The sequence below is a fragment of the Curtobacterium sp. PsM8 genome, from assembly GCF_030433875.1.
GTDB lineage: Bacteria > Actinomycetota > Actinomycetes > Actinomycetales > Microbacteriaceae > Curtobacterium.
In genome coordinates, this window is the sequence record NZ_JARUXD010000062.1 from 1 (window position 1) to 20,899 (window position 20,899).

A 20,899-nucleotide genomic window follows, 5' to 3' on the forward strand; every position below is an offset into this window, starting at 1 on the left:
GGGGGGCCGCGCCGGGGGGGGGGGGGGGGGGGGCCGAGCCGGTGAGCTGGTCGGTCACTTGCTGCAGCCCGTGAGGCCGTTGATCGCCTGGCCGGCGCTCTTCGTGGCGTCGGCCACGGACTTGCCGCGGGTGATCTCGCCGATGAGCGGGACGTACGCGTCGGAGTCGACCTTCGTGGCGTTCGTCACGTGCGGCAGGTACAGGCGCGCATCCGGCACCTGGCTGGCGAAGACCGAGACCGTCGGGTCGGCGGTGAGCTTCGCGTCGTCGGACAGGTCGGTGCGGAGCGGCGGGAACCCGGTCTGCAGTGAGAACTTCTGCTGGGCGGTCTTGGACGTCCAGTAGGCCAGGAACTCCTGCGCCTGCTTCGGGTACTTCGTCTTCGCCGAGATCGACAGCGGGGCGATCGAGCCGAGCGTGCTCGACTTGCCGTCCACGCCGACGGGGACCTTCACGATGCCTAAGTCGATGCCGGCGTCCTCGTACCCGGAGGCTGCCCAGGGGCCGTTGATCTCCATCGCGGCCTTGCCGGCCGAGAACAGCGAGTCCGCCTCGGCGCCGGTGAGGCCGACGGGGCTGACCTTGTCCTTCGCGACCAGATCGGCCCAGGTCGACAGGCTCTTCTGCCCGGCGGACGTCTGGACGACACTGCAGCCCTTGCCGCTGACGATGTCGCCGCCCTCGAGCCACTGCAGGACCGGCCACATCTGGATGGTCTGGTTGTCGGCGAGCGCGATGCCGTACTTGCCGCCGGTGGTGAGCTTCTTCGCGTCCGCTGCCATCTCCTGGACGGTCTTCGGCGGATCGGTGATGCCGGCGTCCGCGAAGAGCTTCTTGTTGTAGTACAGGCTCAGCGTCGCGAAGTTGGCGGGGACGCCGTAGAGCTTCCCGTCGTAGGTGAACTCCTCGACCGTGCCGGGAGCGAACGAGCCGGTGTTGATCTTGCCGCTGCCCTGCCCCGTGTCGGTGATCGGCAGGACGGAGCGGGTCTTCACGTACTGGGCGACGGCGTTCGGGTCGGACGAGACCGCGGCGACGTCCGGGCCCTGGCCGGTGAGCCACGCCGACGGCAGCTTCTGCTGGATCGTGTCCCACGGCTGCACGGTCATTTCGACCGTGATGTCGGGGTGCGACTTCTCGAAGTCCTTGACGATGGTCGCGTAGCCCGGTCGGTCACCGCCGGTGAACCCGGTCCAGACCTTGAGGGTGGCGGGGCCGTCCTGGGCGGCACTGCCGCTGGCGGAACAACCGGTGAGGACCAGTGCCAGTGCTGCGGCACCGGAGACGACCGCGAGGGTCGTGCGTGCGTGCTTCATCGGGGAACGCTCCTTTGCGTTGCGGGTGCTGTGGGTCGTGCGGTGGTGCGGTGGTGCAGGGCCGTGCGGGTGGGTCGTGCTGCGGGTGTTCGGTGTTCGGTGTTCGGTGTTCGGTGTCGTTCTGGTCAGTGGGGCTCGGTGGGGTCAGTGGGAGTCGGTGTGGTCGGGGTCGCAGCCGCACGAGCCGCGGAGGACCACCTCGACGCCGAGCTCGGTGTGTGCGTGGCCGCCGGGGCGCCGGTCGACGAGGTCGAAGAGCCGCTCGGTGGCGATCCGCCCCATCTCCTCGGCCGGGACTCGGATCGTGGTGATGCCCGGGGTGGTGACGCGGGCGAACCCGAAGTCGTCGAACCCGACCACCGCGACCTCGCCCGGTACGTCGATGCCAGCCCGTCGGAGCACGGCGAGGCCACCGACGGCCATGTCGTCGTTGGCGAAGACGATGCCGTCGAACGGGAGCCGCTCGTCGCCGGTCCGCTGCCGGAGGACCTGCTCGACGGCGGACGCGCCGGACTCTTCGGCCAGGTCGCCCTCGATCACGGCGACGTCGGTCAGGCCGTGCTTCTCAGCGGCGCGGAGGAAGCCGTCGCGCCGGTCGATGCCGGTCTGGTGGTCGAGCGTCCCCGACACGTGCAGCAGACGGCGTCGGCCGTGCTCGGTCACCAGGTGCTCGACGAGCTGCTCGGTCGCCGAGACGTCGTCGATCCCGACGCTCACCGCGTCGGCGAGGTGCGGGTAGTTGCCGATGAGGACGACCGGCAGGCCGCTCGCGACAAGTGCCTCGACGTGGTGGTCGTCGATCGCGGCGCTGGTGACGATCGCGCCGTCGGCGGTCCGGGAACGCATGACCCGCTCGTAGGCGACGCCGCCGTTCGAGGTGTCCGCGTTGGTCGAGACGATGACCTGGGCGTCGTGGGCGTTCGCGGCCGTGGACATGCCGGTCAGGACGTGCATGAAGTACAGGTGGCCGAAGACGTGCGCGGACGAGTTCGGGACGACCAGGGCGACGGCGTCGGCACGCTGGCTGCGGAGGGCTCGGCCGGCGGAGCTCGGGACGTAGCCCAGGTCCTCAGCGGCCTGCTTGACCGCGGCGCGGGTCTTCTCGCTGATCCGCTCGTGGCCGGAGAGTGCCATGCTCGCGGCGGCGGAGGTGACGCCGACCTTCGCGGCGACGTCCTTCAGGGTGACGGACTTCGGCATGGGGTCGCCTCCTCGTCGGGAGCGTGGCCGGAGCCGACGCGCTTTATCGATTAACTCTGCGGTCATCCTGCACCTGCTTAATCGATGAAGCAAGCCCTTCCGACGTTTTCTGCGGTGTCGTTCGCGCCGACCCGGCGGACCGGTGGGCGTGACGGACGGGAGGCCCGGTGCCGGTCCGGCACCGAGCCTCCCGTCCGCGGTCCCCCGCGACTGGTGCCGGTCAGTTCAGCCGGAACACCTGCGGAGCCGCGCCGTTGCAGTCGTAGAGCTGCAGGGCGGTGCCGTTCGCGGTGTTGCCCGACGGGACGTCGAGGCACCGGCCCGACTGCGGGTTGAGCACCGAGCCGTTCGCCTGCGGGACCCACTGCTGCCCACCGACGCCGTTGCACGTGTACAGCTCGAGGTGCGTGCCGTTCGCGGTGGCGTTGCCGTCCAGGTCCAGGCACCGACCGAGCGTGCGGATGGTGTGGTCGCCCGCGTTGTACGCCCACTGCTGGTCGGTGGTCTGCTCGTCGGTCAGCAGGGTCTGACAGTCGAACACCTGCACCTGCTGGCCGTTCTGCTGCAGGTCGTTGCCGGCGACGTCGACACACTTGCCGCCGATGGTGCCGATCGGCACCGCCGCCACGAACTTCTGCGCCGCGTTGCCGGTGCAGTCGTACAGCTGCAGTGCCATGGCGTTCGCGGTGTTGCCCGACGGGACGTCCAGGCAGCGACCAGACTGCGGGTTCTTGATCGACCCGTCCGGCTGCACGATCCACTGCTGACCGCCGACCCCGTTGCAGTCGTAGAGCTCGACGCGGGTGCCGTTCGCCGTGCCGTTGCCGTTCGCGTCCAGGCAGCGCCCCAGCGTGCTGAGCGTGTGGGTGCCGTAGACGCTGCCCAGCCAGTGCTGGTCCGCGGCGAGCGCCTGGCAGTCGTACAGCTGCACGACGGCTCCGTTGCCGCCGACGTCGTCGCCGGCGACGTCGACGCACTTGCCACCGGGTGCGGTGATCGCTGCGCCCGGTCCGCCGCCGGTGGAGACACCCTGGTAGTTCTGCGCCACGATGTTCGCCTGCACGGCGGAGTCGGCCGCATCGGTCGAGTACCCGGTCGTCATGACGCCCTCGAAGAAGGACTGCGTGCCGCGGTTCGAGTTGTCACCGCCGGCGCCGAGGACGATCGAGCCCTCGAGCTTCATCGGCGTGTAGCCCTGGCCGTCCCCGTCCTTGTCCGTGGGCAGGGCACCCTCGTACCACTTCGACAGGGCGCCGGACTGCGCGTTCCCGCCCTTGAGCGCGAAGGCCGCGACGCCGTCGTTCTTCAGCAGCGCGGTGACGAACTTCGAGCTGTTGCCCGTGTTCGCGGTGTTGATCGCGGTCTTCCCCTCGTAGACGCCGTTCTCCAGGTCCGCCTGCACCCAGGGGCCGCGGCCGGCACTGCCCTTGCCGTTGAGCATCGACAGGTTCAGGGCGTCCATGTGGCCCTTGCCGGTGTCCTTCGACTGGGTCTCGACGTTGCCGAAGTCGGAGCAACAGCCGTGGTTGACGTTCGTGCCACTCGCGACCTCGTACATCGACTCGGGACTGGCTCCCCGAGCCGTTCCCTTGGCGACGGTGCTCGAGATCCGGTAGGCGACCTGCTGTGGCATGAAGACGCCGTACGCCTTGTGCCCGGCGACGGTGATCGGCAGCGCTGCCGCGTCGGCCGCGTGGTTGGCGGGGCCGGCGTCCCCGGCCCCGGCGACGGTGAGGTCGTTGTGGTTCGGCGACTGGTCGTAGATCTTCGGGATCGTGCAGGTGGTGCCGGAGCAGAACGTGTCCTGGGCCGCGGCGTTGGCGTACCCGCCGGCGGCGAGCAGGCCGACGTTGGTCGTTGCCCCGTCGGAGGCGCGCTGCACCTGGTAGAGCGGGCCGTTGTAGGACGCGTAGAGCGCTCGTGTCGAGCTGTAGGCGGCGACGCAGGACGTGCCTGCGCCGGAGTAGGTGTCGCATGGACCGTTGGTGGCAGCGGCAGCGCTGCCGGCACCGACCGTGGCGGAGACGAGGCTCCCGGTGATGAGGGCGAGTGCCCCGAGGACGGCGGCGACCGTGCGCCGCCTCCTGGAGATGGGCCTGGTGTGCATGGTGGTGGTTCCTTCCGAGCGTCGTTGTTCGGTGGATGGCCGATCGCTGTTTAAACGATTAACCAGAGCCATCGTACGCCGGAGGACGCGGGGGGTCGAGTGCGACTAGTGGCCAGACACCGGAACACGCACCGCGCTGATGCGCCCGGCGTGCGTCTCGGCGGTCGTCGCCGGGTCGTAGCTGTCCGCCGTCGCCAGGTACAGCGTCCGACCGTCCGGACCACCGAGGGCGCAGTCGATCGCACACCGACCGGGAGCGTCGATGCGGTCCGTGACCTCGCCGCCCTCGACGACGCGGAGGAACTCCCCCGTGTCGACCGAGCACACCCAGATCGCACCCTCGGCGTCGACCGTGCTGCCGTCCGGGGTGACACCCTCGGGCAGCGCGGCCCACTCGCGGCGCCCGGTCAGTGACCCGTCGGGCTCGATGTCGAACGCGGTGAGCTTCCCACCCCAGGTCTCACTGACCACCAGGGTGCGGGTGCCGGGCAGGACGTTGGCGCTGTTCGGGAAGACCAGCCCCTCGGCTGCCAGGCGGAACGAACCGTCCGGCTCGATGACGTAGAGCGGGCCGGGGCGCAGTTCCTCGCCGGCGTAGAGGTCGTAGCCGAACGCACCGATGTAGGTCCGGCCGGTCTCCGGGTCGACCACCAGGTCGTTGACGAGCGACGACTCGACCTGGGACAGGTCGGCGAACACGCTCGTGGTGCCGTCGGCCTCGACGGCCACGACCGTGCGCGACTCCATCGAGCTGACGATCAGACGACCGTCGGGCAACCAGCCGAGGCCGGAGGACTGCCCGGGGACCGTGGCCTCGAGCCGCGGGACGGCGTCCGTGCCGCCGTCCGGGTCGATCGAGAACACCTGACCGGTGTGCATGTCCGAGTACCAGAGCCGGCCCTCGTGCCAGCGGTTGCCCTCGGGGAAGCGGATGCCGGTGACGACGTCGGTCGCAGAGTCCAGGGTGATGTGCACGAGGCCCAGCATGCCAGCCACGCTCTGCCCGATCGCAGCATCCGTCCGGGTTCGATGTTGACAGTTAGAACTCGAACACTTAGAGTCCTCATCATGCAGGCACCGCACTTCGACACGCCCCTCCAGCTCATGCGCTGGATCGGCTGGGCGCAGCGCAAGGCCGCCGAGGAGTGGGTGCGGGAGCGCGAGCTGTCGCACGAACAGAGCTTCGTCCTCGGCTACCTGCAGCAGAACCCCGGCGCCATCCAACGCGACATCGCCGAGGTGAGCCGGACCAGTGCGGCCAGCGTGTCGAGCCTCCTGCAGGGGCTCGAGAAACGGGGCCTCATCGAACGACGGGCGGACGCCGACAACGCCCGGACGAAGCTCGTGTACGCCACCCCCGCCGGCATCGACCTGATCGCCGGCTTCGAGGACGCGATGCTCGCCCTCGACGACCGCTTGCTCGCCCCGCTCAGTCCGGACGAGCGCGCCACGCTCCGCGCCCTCCTGCTGAAGGTGACCGCCGAGCTGCCGGAACCCACCCGGTAACCGCACCCGCGCCTCCCGGCCGTCCGCCGGAAGCGCGAGCCTGCCGGGCGCGAGCCTGCCGGGCGCGAGCCTGCCCACGCGACGGCACCGCCGACGCGCTCCCCGTGATGCCGTGACGGCCCTGCCGTCGCGCCGTCCGCCATGCCGTGCCGACGTCCCGTCGGCGCGCGATCCGTGCTGCCCGGAAGGGAACCACCATGACGACCACCACACCCACCACCGCAGCGGAGAAGAACCGCTGGTACCTCTCCGCCGCCCCGATCCTCCGTACCCTCGTGCACCTGTGCGTGCCGATGGCCGCCGCGATGGTCGTCAGTGCCCTGTACAACGTCATCAACGCGGGGTTCATCGGCGCGCAGCACGACACCTCACTGCTGGCCGCGATCACGTTCGGCACCCCGTTGCTCGGGCTGGTGATGGCCGTCGGCGGGGTGTTCGGCGTCGGGGGCAGCTCGTTGATGTCGCGGCTGCTCGGCGCCTCCGAGCACGACCCCGCGAAGGCCGGCGAGATCAAGCACGTCGCCTCGTTCGCCGTCTGGGGCTCGGTCGTCACGGGCATCGTGCTCGGTGGCCTCGGACTGCTGTTCCTCGGGCCGCTCGTCGGGCTGCTCGGGGCGGACGCCGCCGCGGTCCCCGCCACCAGCGCCTACGTCAGCGTGATGCTCGCCTTCGTCCCGGTGCTGGCTGCGACCTTCTGCCTGGAGCAGATGGTCCGCGCCGAGGGAGCCGCCCGACAGGCGATGGTCGGGCTGATCCTGTCGACCGTCGGGAACCTGGTGTTCGACGTCCTGTTCATCCTGGTGCTGCACTGGGGCGTCGCCGGAGCCGCGCTCGCGGTCGGGCTGGCGAACCTCGTCAGCATCGTCTACTGGGTGCGCTGGCTCGGGACGCACAGCGAGAACGTCAGCCTGTCACTCCGCTGGTTCACGCTCCGCCGCTCGGTCCTCGGGCCCGTGTTCGGCATCGGCGTCAGCGAGCTGCTGCAGGCCGGGTTCCTCATCGTCACGACCCTGGTGCTCAACAACCTGGCCTCGCAGTACGGCGACGACCCCCTGGCCGCGATGGGCGTCGCCGTCCGCATCGCCCAGGTGCCGGAGTTCCTGGTGATGGGCGTCACGATCGGGGTCCTGCCGCTGCTGGCCTACGCGTACGGCAAGGGCGACCGGGAGCGACTGCGCTCCGCACTGCGGGCATCGGCACTGACGGTCGGGGCGATCGTGCTGCTGTTCTCCGGCACGGTGTTCGTCTTCCGCCAGCAGGTGTTCACCGTCTTCTCCTCGGACCACTCGGTGCTGGCGATCGGGCTGACGATCCTGGTCGCCCAGCTGGTCGCCACGGTGGTGAACGGGTTCACCGGGCTGTTCACGTCGCTGTTCCAGGCCGCGGGGCTGGCCACCCCGGCGATCGCGATGTCCGTGGCGCAGGGAGTGCTGTTCATCCCGATCGTCCTGCTCGGGAACCTCTGGTTCGGGCTCGCGGGCATCATCTGGGCGCTCACCGTCACCGAGGTGCTCGTGTTCGTCGCCGGGGTCGTCATCTGGCTCGCCGCTCGCGTGCGCATCGACCGCGGGATGGACGCCGGCAGCGCGGAGCGGGCGGAGGCGGTGCTCGCCGAGGCGGGGTGAGTGCGGGTGGTCGGGTGGTCGCGCAGTTCTCGCGTTCAGGCCCGAATGGGGAACGACGCATGCACGGCACGGACGCGGAGGAAGTCGAGTTCCTCCGCGTCCGGCCCGCGCTCGGTCGTGGAGTACACGACGAGTTCGACATCCGAATCAGGCACCGTGAGCACGTCGCAGTCGTGGCCGAGTCCGGACGGCCGGTCGGATCCGTTCCGATCCGAACCGGACCGAGCCGTCACGCGTCAGCTGTAGCAGGCGCGGTTGATCGCCACGAGGAAGGGGCCGTCCACGGTCCCACCCTCGCGCACGTACTCACCGATGGTCTGCATGGCGAGGTCGCGGCGCTCCGGCGCACGCTGCTGGACGGCACGCGCGAGCCAGGCCGGCACCTCGTCACGGCGACGATCGGTGCAGTACACCGGGGCGCCGGGCTGCTGACGCCAGGACTCTGCGAGGACACCCGCGTCGACGGCGTCGAACCCGGTGTCCTCGACGAGTGCCATCGCCACGGCTCGGTCCTCGTCTCGGTCGGCTGCGACCGGGATGGCGACGCGGTCGGGGGCACCCGGAGCCGCGGCCTTCGTGTCGAACGACTGCGAGATGATCGCGTTCCACGCCTTCGCGACGGGGCGACCGAACAGTTCGGAGACCCAGACGCTCTCCGGCTGCCCGTCGTCGAACGCCCGGACCGCGCCGTCCCGGTCCGGGTAGTGGTTCGAGGTGTCGATGACGACCGCGTCCGCCGGTGACCGCCGCACGAACGGCGCGATGTCGGCGTTGCGGCGCATCGGCACCGAGACGATGAGGACCTCGACGTCGCGGACCACCTCGGCAGCGGTGACCGCACGGGCTCCCGTCGACAGAGCCGCCGCGTCGATCGTCTCCGGCCCGCGCGAGTTCGCGATCGCCACGTCGTGACCCTGCCGGCTCAGTCGTCGGGCGATGGTCGATCCGATGGAGCCTGCTCCGATGATGCCGATCTTCATGTGTCTCCTCGTCGTGGTGGTTGTTCCTCCCATCGTCAACGTTGCCATTAGTGTGAAGGTCAAGTCGGCGGAGGAGCACGGATGCGGATCGGACAGCTCTCGGAGCGGACGGGTGTGCCCGCTCGCATGCTCCGGTACTACGAGGAGCAGGGGCTGATCACCCCGCGACGGCTCGACAACGGGTACCGCGTCTACGACGAACACCTGGTCGAGCGGGTCCTGAAGATCCGCGGTCTCATCGACTCCGGCATCCCCACTCGGATCGTGTCGGACATCCTGCCGTGCCTCGGACAGCCACAGACGATCGTCGTGCAGAACGCCGATCCCGCGCTCCACGACCTCCTGGCCGCGGAGCGGGACCGGATGAGCGAGAAGATCGAGTTCCTGACGAACAACCGCGATGCGATCTCCGGGTACCTGCAGGCGTTGGAACGGGCAGCCACTCCGCCGCCGGCCCAGGCCGGCTGAGTCGAGACCGCGACGGACGTGGCGGACTCGGGGCGTTCCTCCCGGGACAGGGCCGTCTCGAGGGCCGCGACCTGCGACGCCGAGAACCGCTTCGAGACCCGCTTGCCCGCCAGTCGGGCGAGGCGCGGGCCGATCACGATCGGTGGGATGAACCGCCCGAACACCAGTCGGGGTGGAACGTGGTCACGGGGTCGCCCTTCCGCCGAGGGCGTGCTCGATCCTCGAGATCGTCTGTCGCATCGCGTACTCGTCGTGGTTCTGCTGCTCATCGAGCATCCAGAGGTGCACCGTCGCAGGGCCGGCCTCTCGCGGTGCGAGGGAGATCGCGATGCCGTACAGATTGGTACTGCCGAGCGGCGTCGGAGCACTGAACACGTCGAAGCCGGTGACCTCCTGCCGCGTGGCGATCGGGACCCCCGGCCCGCTGCCCTCGTCCGGCCAGGCCGTGATGCCGTTCCGGTCGAAGCCGAGGTCGCACGGGAAGAACACCCGGAGCGCCGGACGCCACGCATCGAGCTCGTCGTAGGTCGTGTCCGTGGGGTGCGCGTTCACGAAGAACGTGCCCGGGCTCGTGTCACTCTTGCGCTGGAGTCGCTCCCGTCGTCGGCGGTTCGTCACCGTGATGACGAGACCGGCCGCGAACCCGACCGTGACGAGGCCGCCGAGCCGGAGCACCTGGAACAGCACCTCCATGTCCCCGGTGCCGACGAGGAGCGCAAGGACGATCGTCGCCACGCCGAAGAGGGCGGTGAACGTGGCGAGCAGGATCGTCGACGGTCGCATCCCTCGACGATGCCAGACGACCGTCGAGTCCGCCTCGGGTCAGCGGAGGACCAGAGCCGCACAGCCGCCGGCGAGACAAGCGCACACGACGGCGCCGACCAGGTCCAGTTGCCACCCGCCCGCCGTCAGCAGCAGACCCCCGACCAACGCAGCGACGAACGCCAGGACCCCGACCACCATCGATGCCCGGCGCACTGGATGTGCCGCGAGGTGCAGGTCGGCACGGTTCCTGACGAGCACGCCGACGCGGGCGACGCCAGCCGCGACGGCGACTCCGACCGGGATCGCGAGCGCCGAGACGGTGACCAGCAGGTCCCAACTGAAGGAGCGGGACCGGAACAGGCCGAGGCTGTACATCCCGACCGCGGAGACCGCGCCACCGAGGACGACCACGGCGGAGAGCACAGCTCGGTGCCGAAGACCTGATCCCGCGGGCGTCTCGGGTCCCGTCGCGTCCCCCGTGGCGATGGCTCCCGCGAAGCGCCTCCCGGCCTCGGGGTCTCCGTCTGATCGCCGCGGTCGAGGAGCGTCGGGAGGCTCGCTCCCACCCGGAGACGTCACTCGTTGGCCTCGTCCACGAGTGTCTTCAGGACGCTGCGATCGACCGGGCCCAGGATCCGCGCGCTGACGCGGCCCTGCTTGTCCAGCACGATCGTCGACGGCGTGGCGTTGGGCGCGTTCTCTCCCGCGAAGGCCAGCTGCACGGCGGCGTCCTCATCGATCAGCGTCGTGTAGGACACGTCGTGACTCTGGATGAACGCGCGGGCCGTCCCCGACGAGTCACGGACGTCGACCCCGAGGAAGGTCGCGCGCGCACCCTGCTGGTGACTCACGGCTTCGAGGTCAGCAGCCTCGAGTCGGCAGGGCGCGCAGGCGGCGAACCAGAAGTTGACGACGACGGCGTGGCCTCGGTGCTCGTCGGCCCGGACAACGTGCCCGTCGAGGTCCCGCGCCGAGAAGTCGACGGCCGGCCCGCGGTCCGCTGCCCGGAACTCGGTGACTGCGCCGTTGCCGGAGATGTAGTTCTTCGTGTCGCCGTTCCGGTACTGGCCGCTGAGCCCGTCGTGCTCTCCGGTGCACCCCGCGACGCTCATCGCGATGACCACGAGCAAGGCGAGCACCGGTCCACGACGAGTCCCCATGGCAGCAACCTAGTGCGCACCGCCCGCCTGCGCTCGTGATGCCCATCACGCCCTCGCTTCGACACCGCTGCCGCCGTAGGCTGCCGCTGACCGCACGTCGGGCAACGGAGGGAGCGACCATGCCACAAGTACTCGGCGCGATCGGACACTTCGTGCTCGTGACGCTGCGGACACTCGGCGGGGTGATCGGTGCCGTCTTCTCTGGTGGAGTCGTGCCGCCGCAGCACCCGGGTCGGCCCGCGCCGAAGCGGCGCGACGAGTACCGGCCGTGACCTCGTCGGCGGACGGGGACGCCGACTGTGAGTGGCCGCGCTGGACCTCGCGCAGCCGCCGTGGTCACCATCCCGGACAGTCGCCTCGGTGACCGGTGGGCTGGTCCCCGTTCTGCTCCTCTCCGGGTGGTGTCTGCTCAACACCTTCCGGTCCGCTTCCCGCCCAGATCGCCCCGAGGACGGATCCGTCTTGAGGCTCGATCCTCAGCGGCTACCGTGACTGTGCCAGCAGCCGTTCCGACACCTCCCAGAGCCGATCTGCCGCGGCAGGATCCAGCGCGTGCGGGAGGACCCCGTGGACGCCTCCCTGGATCGCGGCCACGACCTCCGCCGGGTGGCAGTCCTCGTAGTAACCGGGAGTCCCGACCCCCAGCTCAGCCCGGGTTGCGACGTAGACGCTGGTCGCCGCACCTTGCTCGACGGTCTTGGTGGGGTACCGCCGCTGCATGTCCGCGAGCACGGCCGGGTCCCAGTGGCGTTGCAGGTTGGTCCAGATGCCGCCGGGCATGACCGCTGATCCGGCGATCCCGTCGTCCTCCCACCGCCGGGTCGCCTCCAGGGCGAAGAGCACGTTGGCCGTCTTCGACTGCCCGTAGGCGAGCCCCGGGTCGTAGGGGTCGCTGTCGAAGAACAGGTCGTCGAAGCGGATAGCCGAGGATGCGTGCCCGCTGGAACTCAGCGACACGATCCTCGCGCCACCCGCCGAGCGCATCGCTGCGTGCAGACCTTGCGCGAGCGCGAAGTGGCCGAGGTGGTTGACAGCGAAGTGCATCTCCCAGCCATCCGGAGTGCGTTGCTCGGGCAGATCCATGACGCCGGCGTTGTTCACCAGCAGGTGGAGCGGCCCCGACCACGAGTCGGTGAAGGACCGGATGGATCCGACGTCGGCCAGGTCGACGAACGCCGCATGGACGGCATCATTCCCAGTGCTTGCACGGATGTCCGCCGCAACACGGTTCCCCGTCGTGACGTCGCGGACGGCGACGGTGACAGCTGCGCCCGCGGCAGCCAGGGCACGGGCCGTTTCCACACCGATACCCGATCCCGCACCGGTGACGACTGCGGTCCTGTTGCGGAGGTCGATTCCGTCGACGACCTCGAGGGCGGTCGACTCGGCACCGAACGGTCCTCGCAGATCCGACATCAGCCGAGCCGCGTGGAGGCGATTCCACCGTCGACGTCGATGGTCGAGCCGTGGAGGAACGAGGCCTCGTCCGAGACAGCGAACCGGACGGCGTAGGCGACATCGACGGGACGTACCGGGCGACCGGCGACGGTCACCGCAGTCATCGCCGCCAGCACGTCCTCGCTCTCAGCGTTGCCCGGAGTGCTCGTGGCTCCGGGCGCCACCGTGTTCACGTGGATCCCTCGAGGCCCGTACTCGGCCGCCCATGTGCGCGTCATCTGCTCGAGCGCCGCCTTCGACGCGGTGTACATGGCCCCGAAGGGCAGGCCGACTCGGGCCATCCACGATCCGATGTTGACGATCGATCCGCGGCCGCGCTCCGCCATGGCCGGCGCGAGGGCCGCCACGAGCACGTGCGGGGCACGGATGTTGATGCTGAGGACCGCGTCGAGGTCGTCGTCGGCGAGATCGGCGGTGGCGGTCGCCGGGTAGATCCCGGCGTTGTTCACCAGGATGTCGATCTGGCCGCCGGCGAGAGCCGAGGCTTCAGCGGCGAACCGGCGGACATCGGAGGCCGATGTCCCGAGATCAGCGACGAGCGGTGAGGCCTTGCCGCCCGCACGTTCGATCGTCGTGACGACAGCCTGCGTGCGCTCGGCATCGCGACCGTTGACGATGACATGGGCACCGGACGCGGCGAGTACTCGGGCGATCGCTTCCCCGATACCGCTGCTCGAGCCGGTGACGAGGGCGGTCTGACCGGAGAGTCGGTCATCGGGAGAAAGGGAGACGAGTTCATCCTCATTGGACTGCATGGTCCAGTCCTACCACGGACTGGACCGCCTGGTCCAACGAAGTACGATGGGCTCGTGCAAGGGGCCAACATCACGGAACGCGGTCGAGCTACTCGCCAGCGCATCATCGAGGCGACGGGTCGGGAGATCCTCGCGTCCGGCATCGGCGGCACCACTCTCGACACCGTCCGTGCGGCGACGCTCACGAGCAAGAGCCAGCTCTTCCATTACTTCCCCGGCGGCAAGGCCGAACTCGTCCGTGAAGTCGCCATCTGGGAGGGCGGCGAGCTCCTTGCCGCGCAGAAGCCGTACATCGACGACCTCTCGAGCTGGGAGTCGTGGCACGCCTGGCGCGACGCCCTGGTCGACTACTACATCGGTCTCGGCCGATGGGCGTGCCCCATCGGTTCGATGGCGACGCAGGCAGCCATGACGGATCCCGAACTGGCTCAGGTCATCACCGACAGCATGACGAACTGGCGGCTGTCGCTCGCCTCGGGTGTTGCCAAGATGCAGAGCACCGGCGAGGTTGAATCCGATGCCGACCCGCAACGGATCGCCGTCGCCATCCTCGCCGCCCTGCAAGGGGGTCTCATCCTGAGCCAGCCGGAGAAGTCGTCCTGGCCCCTCGAAGCCGCCATCGACGCCGCGCTCGACGTCCTGCACAAGGTCGCCCACAAGAGCTGAACGCGTGTGCTCCGTTGGCGGAAACCGTCGCGGATCCTGGTGAAGGGGTGCATCGGTACGTCGCAACGCTGCGCCTCCGAGCGCCTGATCCACCCGTGTCACCACCCGCCTCACCACCCTGGGATGGTGGAGCCAGGCTCAGCCGAAGATGAACATCGAAGCATGGAAAGAACACAGATCATCGAGATCGTCGTCGTCATCGCCCTCATGGCTTTCTCCGTCTACAAGCAGACCCAGCGGAGCGAAGTGAAGAGGGGAATGGGCGTGTTCCTGATCGCGATCGTCTACGCAGCCATCGGAGCCGTGACGGGCGGTCTTGCAGTGCCGACCGGAGGCGCCGCGTGGCTGCTCCTGGGGTCCGGTGCCGTGCTCAGCTTGATCGTGGGCCTGGCGCGTGGATACCTCACCCGTGTCTGGATCGACGCGGACGGGCATCGGATGAGCCAGGGCACCGCATTGACCGTCGGGTTGTTCATCGCATTGGTCGCATCGAAGGTGGGCCTCACCGTCTTCGCCGGGTACCACGGCTACCAGAGCGCGTCCGGCTTCGGCCAGGTGCTCGTCGTCGTCGCTGTGATGATCGCCGTGCAGGAGTACATCGTGCGCCGGCGCGCGTTCACCCTCCAGCCAGCGTCTGTGCCTGCCACGGTCTGACCCTCCGAGAGAGCGCGACTCCACCCTTCGGAGACGTTCTCCGCGTGGATGATGCGCGCGGTCTGCGCTACCGGGCGAGCTCGTCCTCCACGAGCCCCGGTCTGGCGAGGGTGATCGCCGGGACGATGGCGAGCAGGGCGATCGCGATCAGGAACAGCAGTGGCAGGGTCCACGTACCCGAGACGTCGTGGAGGAGGCCGACGAGCAGCGGGCCGAGGGCACCGAGCGCGTACGCGATCCCCTGGGCGAAGCCACTGAGTGCGACGGTGCCGGCCGCGGTGCCGGTGCGGGCGTTGATGAGCACGAGGCAGACCGGGAAGAGGATCGATCCCAGGCCGACGAGCAGCACCCAGAGCAGCGTCAGCGGTGTGGGCACGACGAGCAGGCCGAGGTAACCGAGCACGAAGCTGACGACGCCGACCGCGATCAGCCAGCCGACGTTGCGGAACCGTGCGACGAGGAGCGGTGCGAGGAGCGCGCCGGGCACGCTGACGAGGCCGGTGACAGCGAGCAGCACCCCACCCTCGGTCGGCGTCGTGCCCGCGAGGTCCCCGAGCATGTCGGGCAGCCACGCGAAGCTGGCGTAGGTCAGGATCGTGCTGGTCGAGAACGCCAGGGCGATCGACAGGGCCACACGAGACCGCCACAAGCCGATGACGACCGATGGGGACGCGACGTCAACGGTGACCGTGTCCGCCGCCCGCTGGCGTCGTTCTCGCACGATGACGACGACCCACGGGACGAGCGCGCCCACTGAGGTCAGGGACCAGATGCCGAGGGAGAACCGCCAGCCGGCCTGCTCCGCCAAGGGGGCTGCGAGGGCGGCGGGTACGGCCGTGCTCACGCCGACGACGCAGGCGTACACCGCGGTCAGCAGCGCAACCCGGTCCGGGAAGTACCGACGGACGATCGAGGGCAGGAGTACGTTCCCGATCCCCGTGCCGGCGAACGCGATGACACTGCCGATGATCAGGACCGCGATCCCCGGAGAGAACGCTCGAAGGAGGTGACCAGCGGTGATGAGCAGCGATGCAAGGACGATGCCGCGGTCGAGACCGAGTCCTCGGGCGATCCGCGGCGCGATGAACCCGGAGGCCGCGAAGAGGAGGGGCGGCAGGGTCCCGAGCCAACCGACGTCGAGGTCGGAGAGCGGGATGTCCGTCCGGATGTCGCCGAGGATCGGCGACACCGCGGCGACCGCCTGACGCAGGGAGAAGGCAACGAGCACGATCCCCAGCAGCGCGGCCGTCCGTCCCGCCCACAGCGGAAGACGACGAGGATCGGGCACCATGCGATCCTATGATCGGCAGCGGCCGCGGACAGCCGCCCGCTCAGCGTGATGGATGACCGAACTCAGGCGCCCAGATACCCTCGAACCTCACCCGCTCAGTGTGCTCAGCTCCCCCTCCGATCCCTGGACGATCGCGGACGCGGCGGCGACGAGCTGCGCGTTGGACACCGCCGGTGAACCATCCTCGAGCACGAGGGTGTCCTCGAGCCCGGTCCTGATGCTGTGCCCATTGCTCACCGCACGTCGCATGATCGTCCAGGACGCTGGTCCGACACCGTGATGCAGCTACGGCAGGCGCACTCCTGCCGGTCGGAGTTCGGATTCCATCTCTTCTGCGAGGGCCACCGCGTCTTCCGGGACGGGTTCCAGCGGTTCGACCACCAGCCGGGCGAAGCGCGACCAGGACCCGCGGCGCAGGAAGGTGCGGACATCGTCGACGCTCAGGACACACGCTTCGATCCCGACGCCTCGTGCTGAGAGGAGAGCGCTCACGTCGTCGATGCCCTCCTCCCCCTGATTCGCAGCGATGAGATCTGGCAGCACCGTCCATCCGTCGACGAGGCGAAGACGATGAGCGGGGTCGGAAATGATGGAAGCGAAGGTCGTCACGTTGATCGGGACGCCCGGACACGCCGCGCGGACCGCCGTGAGCATCCGGCCCACCGGCTCAGCTTCGAGAGTCTCCTCACCCTGCTCGTCGAACGCATGCAGGTGCAGGAGGGTCGCCCCGGCCTCGACACAGGCCGCCGCGTCTGCTGCGATCTCCTCGGCGGTCTTCGGCATCGCTGGATGGTCGACATCACCATTGGCGGCTGCTTGCAGATCAGTCATGACAGTGACGTTACGACACTCGTTCATCACCGCCCCCGGACCGGTTCGACTGCCCCGACCCGTCTCCGGTACCGGCGCACCGCGCCAGCGGGGTGACGGCCCGGCCTGGAGGGACGGTGCCAGCTGGCACCGGGCCTCCCGTCCGTCAGCGGCGGCGTTCTCAAGCCGCAGCGGACAGCTCTCCGCAGCCCGCTCGGTCACCGGATGCCGCCTCCGGCGGCGCCGTGACGCTCAGAGCCATCCGTTCTCCTGCGCGATGCCCGCAGCCTCGATGCGGGATCGCGCCCCGACCTTCGCGATCGCCGAGGACAGGTAGTTGCGCACCGTACCCGGCGCGAGGAACAGATCGTCGGCGACCTCCTTCAGTGGAGCGCCGTCCTTCGCCGCCCGGAGTGCCTCGCGCTCACGATCCGTCAGCGGGTTCGGCGGTGACATGAGCGCGGCGAGGGCGAGCGCGCTGTCGACCACCCGCTCCCCTGCCCGCACCTTGTGGATCGCATCAACGACCTCGTCCACGTCGGAGTCCTTCACGAGGAAACCGCTCACATGGGCGGCGAGCGACTGCGTCAACAGGCCTGGCCGCGCGAACGTGGTCAGCATGACGACCTTGCACGTCGGCTGGTCGCGGTGGATCTGCGCAGCCACGTCGAGACCGGAGCGGCGGGGCATCTCGACGTCGAGAAGTGCCACGTCCGGCCGCTGCTCGACCACGAGCTGCCACGCCGCGTCGCCGTCGTGTGCGACACCCACGACGTCGATGCAGGGATCCATGGCGAGCAACGACGCGAGTGCATCGGCGATCAGCGTCTGGTCGTCGGCGATGACGACTTTGATTGGCGTGCTGGTCTCAGCGGACATGATCTGCGGCTTCCTCCGTCGTCAGTGGGATGCGAACCGTGAGCGTGAACGAGTCGTCGGACGGTTCCAGCATGAGCGTTCCACCGATTCGCTCCACCCGGGTACGCATCCCGGCGATGCCGGCTCCGCCGCCAGGGACGTCCAACGAGCTTCCTGGCCGGACACCGTCGTTGACCAGGACGAACTCGACCGCACCGACGGCGGCCTTGTGCTCGCGGATCACGATGTTCGCCGACCGAGCGGAACTGTGCCGGAGGACGTTCGTCGCACCTTCACGCAGCACCCAGCCGAGGGCATCTGCGATCGGAGCATGCTCGCGGAGCACCGTCATCGCCTCGGGTTGCAGATGCAGTTGCACGCCCACGTTCGCCGCCCGCAACGTCGACGGGACCGATTCGAGCATGGTGAACACGTCGAAGGACCGATAGTCGGCGATGGTGCGTCGTACGTCCCCCGAGGCCTCGCGCACCGAGGACTCGATGGATCGCAGCGACTGGAGGAGATCGGGGATGCGATCGTCCTCGATCCCAGCGGCTTGCGCGCGGACGAGCCGGACCTGGACGAGCACCGCCATGAGCGAGTGGCCGATCGAATCGTGCAGATCACGTGCGATGCGACTGCGCTCGGAGAGCACCGCGAGCGCCCTGAGCTCTTCCTGCTGGCGTCGCACGAGGTCGGTCAGGTCGAGGAACTCCACGAGCGCGATCATCCCCAGTCCGATGACGACCGGGATCACGAGGTCGAGGAGCTTGCCACCCATCGCGCCCTCGCGGAGGACGCCCAGGAAGGAGATGCCACCGGCCGTCCCGATCACGATGAGCGCCGGTCGCCGGGAGAGCACCCACGCGGCCGCAGTCGTCGCGAACACTGCGACGACGCCCCAACCGGGTCCGAGCAGGGCGTCGATGACGATGGCCGCCACAGTGAGGGTCCCCACGCCCAACCACCGCTGGACTCGGTTGAGCGAGGTTCGGAGCACGAGCACTGCCCACAGCGCGCCCATGGCGACGATCGTGATGACTTCGACGACGACGCCTCCGGTCGGACCAGAGGTGACGAACGTCAGGGGGATCAGCAGCCAGGGCAGGCCGAAGAGCACGACGCGCCGCGCGATGCGGTCACGCCGTGCTCCCCTTGCCGGTGCGTGGTGGCGGTCGGTCCCGTCGGATGCTCCTGCCGCGCTGGACCTGCGTGAACCGGCCGTCTCAGGACTCACCGCGTCGCCACCGCAGAGCGCCGGTACGCGAGCAGAGCAGGCACGATGAAGGCGACCGCCCAGGCACAGAACACGAGGACGGCCTCGACGATGTGCACAGGGGACCCCGACACCAGGCCCGACCCGGTGTGCGCGATCTGGTACGACGGCGTCAGTTCGGTCACGGCGCCGAGCCAGTCGGGCATGGACTCTCGCGGCATCCACAGACCGCCCACGATGGCGAAGAACATCAGGCCGATCATGCTCGCGGCGTACGCGGTCTCTCCGGTCGTGACGAGACCGATGACCGTTCCGAGCGCGGCGAACGCCACCGACCCGAGGATGACGATCCCGAGCGCGGCGAGCAACAGCAGTGCGTTCACACGGACGCCGTTGATGAGGACGCCCGAGGCGAAGACCGCGAGGACGGCGGGCACTCCGACGCCGATGGCTGCGAGGATCTTGCCGCCGACGATGTCGATCGGGCGCAGCGGCGTGAGCGTGAGGTACGAGAACCATCCGCTGCTGCGTTCCTGCGCCAGACGGTTCCCGGCTGTGGAGAGGCACGCCGACACGGTCGCGAACGCTGCCATGTCCATCATGTAGGCAGTGGCGAAGGTCTGCAGCTCGGCAGCCGAGTAGCGCGCCGCGTCGAGCTGGACGAAGGCGACGTTGATGAGCACCGGGAAGAGCAGCGTCATCACGAGGAACCGCGGGTTGCGCAGGGTCCGCAGCAGTTCGAACCGGGTGTACGAGAGCATCAGCGGATTCCGTTCTCCGTGGCGGCGAGCGCGCTTGCGTCGTCGTCGATGACCGCGAGGTAGGCGCTGTCGAGCGATGCCTCCGTGACCGAGATGTCGACAGCCGACGGTACCGATCCGATGAGTTCCCGCAGCGTCCGATCGGGATGATCGGTGTGCAGGATCTGCACGTCCTCACCGGGTTCGAAGTCGAGGACGGCAGAGAGGTGCTCGAGGAAGTCCAGGTCGGGTTCACCTGACCAGCGGAACCGTACCGTCGGCGTACCCGCTCGGCGTCGGAGGTCATCAGGGGTCTCATCTGCGAGGATCCGACCGTTGCCCACCACGATGACCCGGTCAGCGGCAGCGTCCACCTCAGCCATGTGGTGGGTGGTGAAGAACACGGTTGCACCACGTTCGACCGCGGCGGCGCGGACGGTGGCCCAGAAGCTGTGCCGAGTCGCGACGTCCATCTCGTTGGTCGGCTCGTCGAGCACCAGCAGTCGCGACCGCCCGATGAGCGTGAGCGCGAACCGGACCCGCTGCCGCTCGCCGCCGGAGAGCTTCTCGACCCGACGCCGCGCCAACGATCGGAGGCCGGCGGCGGCGAGCGCTTCGTCCACCGACATGGGGTTCCGGTACTGGCGACCGATGAAGGCGACGAGGTCCCGCACGGTGACGAACTCCGCGATGCCCGACGACTGCAGCATCGTACCGATGTCCCCGTGCCGCAGGGCTTCCCGTGGAGCGCGGTCGAAGATCCGAACCGCGCCGGAGTCGGGGACGTTCAGCCCGATCAACAGGCTGACCAGCGTCGATTTTCCCGCCCCGTTGGGACCGAGAAGAGCAACGACCGTGCCGGGTTCGACGGTGAACGACACGTCGCGAAGTGCAGGCTCAGTTGCCTGGGGGTACCGGAACCCGACCCCGTCGACGGTGACCGCCGGGGTGCTCCCGACGGTTCGGGACGCGCCCGACGGCTCGGTCGCACGGTCGTCCGTCGTTGCAGGCCGAGCGCTCTTCGTGGATCGCATGATGCCTCTTCTCCCTCCGGCTCGACCGTGTCGGCCGCCGCTCATCCGATCGGGAGCGGTGCGGCGGTCTTCGAACCGTAGGGCAAGCGTAGGAATGCACCGCAGGCCGCCCCAGTGCCGGATGTCGCCGACTCGATGTGACTGTTGTCACGAGGTCGTCGCGCGAACACGTCGGTCGAACCTGCACGACCCAGAACAACGAAGAGGGGGGGGGGGGGGGGGGGGGCGCGGGGCGGGGGGGGGGGGGGGGGGGGGGGGGGGGGGGGCGGGGGGGGGGGGGGGGGGGGGG

General features: G+C 69.3%; 23 protein-coding genes. 6 read left to right on the forward strand and 17 right to left on the reverse strand.

Annotation, left to right across the window (positions count from 1 at the left end):
* Positions 1-54: 54 nt before the first annotated feature.
* The 4 genes from QCD68_RS13460 to QCD68_RS13475 form a co-directional block, all read right to left on the reverse strand.
* On the reverse strand, positions 55-1,317 hold the full coding sequence (locus QCD68_RS13460; protein ID WP_301223368.1) for a sugar ABC transporter substrate-binding protein: 1,263 nt from the start codon (positions 1,315-1,317) through the stop codon (positions 55-57).
* Between the two features lie 144 nt (positions 1,318-1,461).
* Positions 1,462-2,517, reverse strand: a complete 1,056-nt coding sequence (locus tag QCD68_RS13465) for a LacI family DNA-binding transcriptional regulator (RefSeq protein WP_301223369.1) — start codon at positions 2,515-2,517, stop codon at positions 1,462-1,464.
* A 220-nt stretch (positions 2,518-2,737) separates the two neighbouring features.
* Complete coding sequence (locus QCD68_RS13470; protein ID WP_301223370.1) at positions 2,738-4,624, reverse strand: arabinofuranosidase catalytic domain-containing protein; 1,887 nt, start codon at positions 4,622-4,624, stop codon at positions 2,738-2,740.
* Between the two features lie 105 nt (positions 4,625-4,729).
* Entirely contained in the window at positions 4,730-5,611 is an 882-nt protein-coding gene (locus tag QCD68_RS13475; RefSeq protein WP_301223371.1) for an SMP-30/gluconolactonase/LRE family protein, read from the reverse strand.
* Positions 5,612-5,692: 81 nt separating this feature from the next.
* Here QCD68_RS13475 and QCD68_RS13480 point away from each other — a divergent pair, with 81 nt between their 5' ends.
* Positions 5,693-6,130: a MarR family winged helix-turn-helix transcriptional regulator gene (locus QCD68_RS13480; RefSeq protein ID WP_301223372.1), complete on the forward strand. Its 438-nt coding sequence runs from the start codon at positions 5,693-5,695 to the stop codon at positions 6,128-6,130.
* A gap of 197 nt (positions 6,131-6,327) precedes the next feature.
* Entirely contained in the window at positions 6,328-7,755 is a 1,428-nt protein-coding gene (locus tag QCD68_RS13485; RefSeq protein WP_301223373.1) for an MATE family efflux transporter, read from the forward strand.
* A gap of 236 nt (positions 7,756-7,991) precedes the next feature.
* On the opposite strand, the gene QCD68_RS13490 is transcribed toward QCD68_RS13485, so the two are convergent.
* Positions 7,992-8,783 (reverse strand): NADPH-dependent F420 reductase, encoded by a 792-nt coding sequence (locus QCD68_RS13490; RefSeq protein WP_367316838.1) that lies wholly within the window; start codon positions 8,781-8,783, stop codon positions 7,992-7,994.
* A 33-nt stretch (positions 8,784-8,816) separates the two neighbouring features.
* Here QCD68_RS13490 and QCD68_RS13495 point away from each other — a divergent pair, with 33 nt between their 5' ends.
* Positions 8,817-9,203 carry a MerR family transcriptional regulator gene (locus tag QCD68_RS13495; protein WP_301223374.1) on the forward strand — a complete coding sequence of 129 codons (387 nt, stop codon included), beginning with the start codon at positions 8,817-8,819 and terminating at the stop codon, positions 9,201-9,203.
* Positions 9,204-9,386: 183 nt separating this feature from the next.
* On the opposite strand, the gene QCD68_RS13500 is transcribed toward QCD68_RS13495, so the two are convergent.
* From QCD68_RS13500 to QCD68_RS13510, 3 genes are all read right to left on the reverse strand, one after another.
* Positions 9,387-9,986, reverse strand: coding sequence for a hypothetical protein (locus QCD68_RS13500; RefSeq protein WP_301223375.1), 600 nt, complete (start codon positions 9,984-9,986; stop codon positions 9,387-9,389).
* A gap of 39 nt (positions 9,987-10,025) precedes the next feature.
* The gene (locus QCD68_RS13505) at positions 10,026-10,391 is read right to left on the reverse strand and encodes a hypothetical protein (RefSeq protein WP_301223376.1); all 366 of its coding nucleotides are present in this window, start codon (positions 10,389-10,391) and stop codon (positions 10,026-10,028) included.
* A gap of 152 nt (positions 10,392-10,543) precedes the next feature.
* Positions 10,544-11,128: a TlpA family protein disulfide reductase gene (locus QCD68_RS13510; protein ID WP_301223377.1), complete on the reverse strand. Its 585-nt coding sequence runs from the start codon at positions 11,126-11,128 to the stop codon at positions 10,544-10,546.
* Between the two features lie 119 nt (positions 11,129-11,247).
* Between QCD68_RS13510 and QCD68_RS13515 the strand changes: the two genes are divergently transcribed.
* Positions 11,248-11,400, forward strand: a complete 153-nt coding sequence (locus QCD68_RS13515; RefSeq protein ID WP_253462382.1) for a hypothetical protein — start codon at positions 11,248-11,250, stop codon at positions 11,398-11,400.
* Positions 11,401-11,611: 211 nt separating this feature from the next.
* On the opposite strand, the gene QCD68_RS13520 is transcribed toward QCD68_RS13515, so the two are convergent.
* Positions 11,612-12,544, reverse strand: a complete 933-nt coding sequence (locus tag QCD68_RS13520; protein WP_301223378.1) for an SDR family NAD(P)-dependent oxidoreductase — start codon at positions 12,542-12,544, stop codon at positions 11,612-11,614.
* Positions 12,544-13,341, reverse strand: coding sequence for an SDR family NAD(P)-dependent oxidoreductase (locus tag QCD68_RS13525; RefSeq protein ID WP_301223379.1), 798 nt, complete (start codon positions 13,339-13,341; stop codon positions 12,544-12,546). The genes QCD68_RS13520 and QCD68_RS13525 overlap by 1 nt, the downstream gene beginning before the upstream one ends.
* Before the next feature lie 54 nt (positions 13,342-13,395).
* On the opposite strand from QCD68_RS13525, the gene QCD68_RS13530 reads away from it, so the two are divergent.
* Both QCD68_RS13530 and QCD68_RS13535 read left to right on the forward strand, forming a co-directional pair.
* Positions 13,396-14,007, forward strand: a complete 612-nt coding sequence (locus QCD68_RS13530; protein WP_301223380.1) for a TetR/AcrR family transcriptional regulator — start codon at positions 13,396-13,398, stop codon at positions 14,005-14,007.
* Positions 14,008-14,169: 162 nt separating this feature from the next.
* Positions 14,170-14,661: a hypothetical protein gene (locus QCD68_RS13535; RefSeq protein WP_301223381.1), complete on the forward strand. Its 492-nt coding sequence runs from the start codon at positions 14,170-14,172 to the stop codon at positions 14,659-14,661.
* Between the two features lie 67 nt (positions 14,662-14,728).
* Here the strand turns inward: QCD68_RS13535 and QCD68_RS13540 are convergent, their stop codons facing one another.
* The 7 genes from QCD68_RS13540 to QCD68_RS13570 form a co-directional block, all read right to left on the reverse strand.
* Positions 14,729-15,949, reverse strand: a complete 1,221-nt coding sequence (locus tag QCD68_RS13540; protein WP_301223382.1) for an MFS transporter — start codon at positions 15,947-15,949, stop codon at positions 14,729-14,731.
* 90 nt (positions 15,950-16,039) lie between these two features.
* A complete protein-coding gene (locus tag QCD68_RS13545) occupies positions 16,040-16,237 on the reverse strand; it encodes a 3-keto-5-aminohexanoate cleavage protein (protein WP_301223389.1) in 198 nt (65 codons plus the stop codon).
* On the reverse strand, positions 16,238-16,783 hold the full coding sequence (locus tag QCD68_RS13550) for a 3-keto-5-aminohexanoate cleavage protein (RefSeq protein WP_301223383.1): 546 nt from the start codon (positions 16,781-16,783) through the stop codon (positions 16,238-16,240).
* Positions 16,784-17,014: 231 nt separating this feature from the next.
* A complete protein-coding gene (locus tag QCD68_RS13555; protein ID WP_301223384.1) occupies positions 17,015-17,641 on the reverse strand; it encodes a response regulator transcription factor in 627 nt (208 codons plus the stop codon).
* Positions 17,631-18,740: a sensor histidine kinase gene (locus QCD68_RS13560; protein ID WP_301223385.1), complete on the reverse strand. Its 1,110-nt coding sequence runs from the start codon at positions 18,738-18,740 to the stop codon at positions 17,631-17,633. The genes QCD68_RS13555 and QCD68_RS13560 overlap by 11 nt, the downstream gene beginning before the upstream one ends.
* 113 nt (positions 18,741-18,853) lie before the next feature.
* Positions 18,854-19,597 (reverse strand): ABC transporter permease, encoded by a 744-nt coding sequence (locus QCD68_RS13565; RefSeq protein ID WP_301223386.1) that lies wholly within the window; start codon positions 19,595-19,597, stop codon positions 18,854-18,856.
* Entirely contained in the window at positions 19,597-20,655 is a 1,059-nt protein-coding gene (locus tag QCD68_RS13570) for an ABC transporter ATP-binding protein (RefSeq protein ID WP_367316839.1), read from the reverse strand. The genes QCD68_RS13565 and QCD68_RS13570 overlap by 1 nt, the downstream gene beginning before the upstream one ends.
* Positions 20,656-20,899 lie beyond the last annotated feature (244 nt).

What these genes read in the sequence shown, in the direction of transcription:
- QCD68_RS13460 (WP_301223368.1), bottom strand. Translation starts at nt 1,317, where the DNA reads ATGAAGCACGCACGCACGACCCTCGCGGTCGTCTCCGGTGCCGCAGCA.
- QCD68_RS13465 (WP_301223369.1), bottom strand. Translation starts at nt 2,517, where the DNA reads ATGCCGAAGTCCGTCACCCTGAAGGACGTCGCCGCGAAGGTCGGCGTC.
- QCD68_RS13470 (WP_301223370.1), bottom strand. Translation starts at nt 4,624, where the DNA reads ATGCACACCAGGCCCATCTCCAGGAGGCGGCGCACGGTCGCCGCCGTC.
- QCD68_RS13475 (WP_301223371.1), bottom strand. Translation starts at nt 5,611, where the DNA reads ATGCTGGGCCTCGTGCACATCACCCTGGACTCTGCGACCGACGTCGTC.
- QCD68_RS13480 (WP_301223372.1), top strand. Translation starts at nt 5,693, where the DNA reads ATGCAGGCACCGCACTTCGACACGCCCCTCCAGCTCATGCGCTGGATC.
- QCD68_RS13485 (WP_301223373.1), top strand. Translation starts at nt 6,328, where the DNA reads ATGACGACCACCACACCCACCACCGCAGCGGAGAAGAACCGCTGGTAC.
- QCD68_RS13490 (WP_367316838.1), bottom strand. Translation starts at nt 8,783, where the DNA reads ATGGCAACGTTGACGATGGGAGGAACAACCACCACGACGAGGAGACAC.
- QCD68_RS13495 (WP_301223374.1), top strand. Translation starts at nt 8,817, where the DNA reads ATGCGGATCGGACAGCTCTCGGAGCGGACGGGTGTGCCCGCTCGCATG.
- QCD68_RS13500 (WP_301223375.1), bottom strand. Translation starts at nt 9,986, where the DNA reads ATGCGACCGTCGACGATCCTGCTCGCCACGTTCACCGCCCTCTTCGGC.
- QCD68_RS13510 (WP_301223377.1), bottom strand. Translation starts at nt 11,128, where the DNA reads ATGGGGACTCGTCGTGGACCGGTGCTCGCCTTGCTCGTGGTCATCGCG.
- QCD68_RS13515 (WP_253462382.1), top strand. Translation starts at nt 11,248, where the DNA reads ATGCCACAAGTACTCGGCGCGATCGGACACTTCGTGCTCGTGACGCTG.
- QCD68_RS13520 (WP_301223378.1), bottom strand. Translation starts at nt 12,544, where the DNA reads ATGTCGGATCTGCGAGGACCGTTCGGTGCCGAGTCGACCGCCCTCGAG.
- QCD68_RS13525 (WP_301223379.1), bottom strand. Translation starts at nt 13,341, where the DNA reads ATGCAGTCCAATGAGGATGAACTCGTCTCCCTTTCTCCCGATGACCGA.
- QCD68_RS13535 (WP_301223381.1), top strand. Translation starts at nt 14,170, where the DNA reads ATGGAAAGAACACAGATCATCGAGATCGTCGTCGTCATCGCCCTCATG.
- QCD68_RS13550 (WP_301223383.1), bottom strand. Translation starts at nt 16,783, where the DNA reads ATGACTGATCTGCAAGCAGCCGCCAATGGTGATGTCGACCATCCAGCG.
- QCD68_RS13555 (WP_301223384.1), bottom strand. Translation starts at nt 17,641, where the DNA reads ATGTCCGCTGAGACCAGCACGCCAATCAAAGTCGTCATCGCCGACGAC.
- QCD68_RS13565 (WP_301223386.1), bottom strand. Translation starts at nt 19,597, where the DNA reads ATGCTCTCGTACACCCGGTTCGAACTGCTGCGGACCCTGCGCAACCCG.
- QCD68_RS13570 (WP_367316839.1), bottom strand. Translation starts at nt 20,655, where the DNA reads ATGAGCGGCGGCCGACACGGTCGAGCCGGAGGGAGAAGAGGCATCATG.